This is a genomic window from Mesorhizobium captivum, assembly GCF_033977165.1.
Lineage (GTDB): Bacteria > Pseudomonadota > Alphaproteobacteria > Rhizobiales > Rhizobiaceae > Mesorhizobium > Mesorhizobium captivum.
This window is the reverse complement of the sequence record NZ_JAVIJB010000102.1, coordinates 1-2,339: the sequence shown is the minus strand read 5'-3', so window position 1 is coordinate 2,339 and position 2,339 is coordinate 1. Positions and strand designations below refer to the sequence as shown.

General features: G+C 64.0%; 4 protein-coding genes. All 4 read left to right on the top strand.

The annotated features are described in order from the left end of the window. The first annotated feature begins 262 nt into the window (after nucleotides 1-262). The 4 genes from RFM40_RS33415 (at nucleotide 263) to RFM40_RS33400 (ending at nucleotide 2,196) form a co-directional block, all read left to right on the top strand. The gene (locus tag RFM40_RS33415; RefSeq protein WP_320279043.1) at nucleotides 263-412 is read left to right on the top strand and encodes a hypothetical protein; all 150 of its coding nucleotides are present in this window, start codon (nucleotides 263-265) and stop codon (nucleotides 410-412) included. A 76-nt stretch (nucleotides 413-488) separates the two neighbouring features. Further along, entirely contained in the window at nucleotides 489-776 is a 288-nt protein-coding gene (locus RFM40_RS33410; RefSeq protein ID WP_320226177.1) for a PqqD family protein, read from the top strand. After that, nucleotides 776-1,210 carry a lasso peptide biosynthesis B2 protein gene (locus tag RFM40_RS33405; RefSeq protein WP_320226178.1) on the top strand — a complete coding sequence of 145 codons (435 nt, stop codon included), beginning with the start codon at nucleotides 776-778 and terminating at the stop codon, nucleotides 1,208-1,210. The genes RFM40_RS33410 and RFM40_RS33405 overlap by 1 nt, the downstream gene beginning before the upstream one ends. Next, nucleotides 1,207-2,196: a serine kinase gene (locus RFM40_RS33400; protein ID WP_320226179.1), complete on the top strand. Its 990-nt coding sequence runs from the start codon at nucleotides 1,207-1,209 to the stop codon at nucleotides 2,194-2,196. Before RFM40_RS33405 ends, RFM40_RS33400 begins: the two co-directional genes overlap by 4 nt. Nucleotides 2,197-2,339: the final 143 nt, after the last annotated feature.

Sequence of the window (2,339 nt, the reverse complement as noted above, 5' to 3'; positions counted from 1 at the left end):
CAAAGACATGCGTAAAATCAAAAACCTAAAGCGCACGGAGCGAATCTGAAAGATCGCGACGCGCTTTTAGAGCGGAAGTGCCGCCAGCATCAGCCCCACGCCGCCGGCGATCAAAATGGCGGCCGCAAATGCCTTCCGGTGGCGCTCGAAAGCGGTCGGAGCCCGATCCCAATTGTAACGCATACTCTCCACTCCCCCAAAACCCGGCGGATTCTTAGCTTACTTGAGGGAAGAATGGCAACCCTGGCGGGAACCGTCGCGCTTGACAGTAGGCGACGCCACCCGTCATCCTTTTGCCGTGGATTGTTCTCGCGGGATTTTCGATGAAGAAAAGCCGATTTTGGTCAAGCGCGAGAAGCTGTCGAACGTCGTTGCCGGCAGCTTGAGCGGCCCGATCGGTCCGGCCGGCTGACGCGGCGCAATCCCTGCTCGGTAATGGACAGCGCCGGGATGCCGCGCTAATTGCATTTCGGCGAAGGGAGGGGCGCATGGCTGAGATAGCCTCAGAAACAGTTCTGCGGATGGCGGACGACGCCTCCGTGCAGCATGTCGGCGACGGCGCCGTCGTGCTTCTGGCGCGCAGCGGCCAGCTCTACACCTGCAACGGCACCACGGAGGCCTTCCTCGACAAGGTCGACGGTGCCCGCAATCTCGATCAGATCGTCGATCTGCTGTCGGACGAATTCGAGGTCGACAAGGCGACGCTCGGCGAGGACATGACGGCGCTTGCGTCCGAGCTGGTGGCGGAAGGCATCCTCGCCGACCCGGGCGCGTGATGGCCGACGGACCGTTCCTGCGCGCCCTGTTCCGCACCCATTTGTGGCTCAGCGCCCGGCTGATGCCGGTGCTGATCGGCCAGCGCGACTTCGAGACGGTGCTGAAATGGGCGCCGCTCGACGCGCCTACGCCCTATCAGGGCCTGACGTCGTCCTACATCGTCACCCGCGTCAACCGCACGGTCCGGCATCCCTGGCTGATGCGCGACCGCAGATGCCTGCGGGAGGGGCTGCTCGGGTTCCGCTTCCTGCGCATGGCCGGCTTCGACCCCGAACTGCGCTTCGGCGTCGATTCGAAATCGATGCACGCGCCGCGCCTGTCGGCGCATTGCTGGGTCTACCTGGATGGCAAGCCGGTGGTCAGCGACAGCCTGCCCGGCATGGTAGAGATCTATCGCCACCATGCGGCCGCGGCGAAGGGGCGCGCCGCTTGACCGGTGCGGCAACCACCTTCTGCTATGACCTCAACGGCCAGGTCATCAAGGTATCGGCAGCGCGCGCAGAGCTTTGGCCGAGCTTCGACCTGATGCTAGGCACCATGCGTGTCAGCGAACCCGTCCAACCTGGCTTTCGCATCGATATCCTCGAAACATCGGCTCTGCCGGAAGCCCCCGAAGGGAAGCTCGCCTTCGATGGCGAAGTGCCGCTGGACGGCCACTGCCGGCTGGTCGACGGCGGCGACATCGTCCATCTGATCTTCCCGGGCCTGCAGATGGCCTCGGTACATGCTGACGAAGGCTGGGCCGAAATCCGCGTTCATCCCGGCAGCAAGGTCAAATGGACGCTGATGATGATGGTGCTGGATGCCGCGCTCGATGCAAGCGGGCAGCACATGCTCCATACCGCTGGCCTGACGCTTCCCGGCCGCGAGGCACTCGTGCTGATCCATGCGCCGAGCGGCACCGGTAAGTCGACGACGTCAATGGCATTGGCATCGCAAGCCTTCGGCCTTTGCTCGGACGATGTGATGATCCTCAGCGCGACGCCAGGCGGCACCGCAGCCTGGGGCATGCCGCGCAAGGTGAAGATTCATCGCAACACCGCGACGATGCTGCCGTTTCTCTCTCCCTGCCTTGGCGACACCTGGGACGCCGAGGGCGAGCAGGCCGTATCGCTGGACCGTCTCGGCGAGATCATCCGCATCGAGGATGCTCGTTCCAGGCCGGTCGCGGCGCTTTTGCATCTGGCGCGCTCGGCCGATGGCCAGACCCGGCTCATGCCCATGGCGAGGACCGACGCGATGGTTGCGCTTGCCACCGACAACGTCAGGACCGGCATGACCGGCTTGCTGCCGATGCAGAAGCGGCGCATGGCAACGATTGCGGCGCTGGTGAAGGCAGTCCCGACATTCACCCTGGAAGTCGGCGCGAGACCGGCAGATGCGGCGGCGCTGATCCGCGCCGCACTGGATCGGGCTTAGACAGAGCCCGTTTCGAAACTCGCTCCTGTGAGTCATATGAAGGTGGTTTCGAGAACCGGCCTACGCCGGCCGTAGCGGTAGTGTTCTGAGAGTTCTGCAAATTCGCCGAGAGAGGGCGGTCATGGCAGGCTGGTGATGTTCAA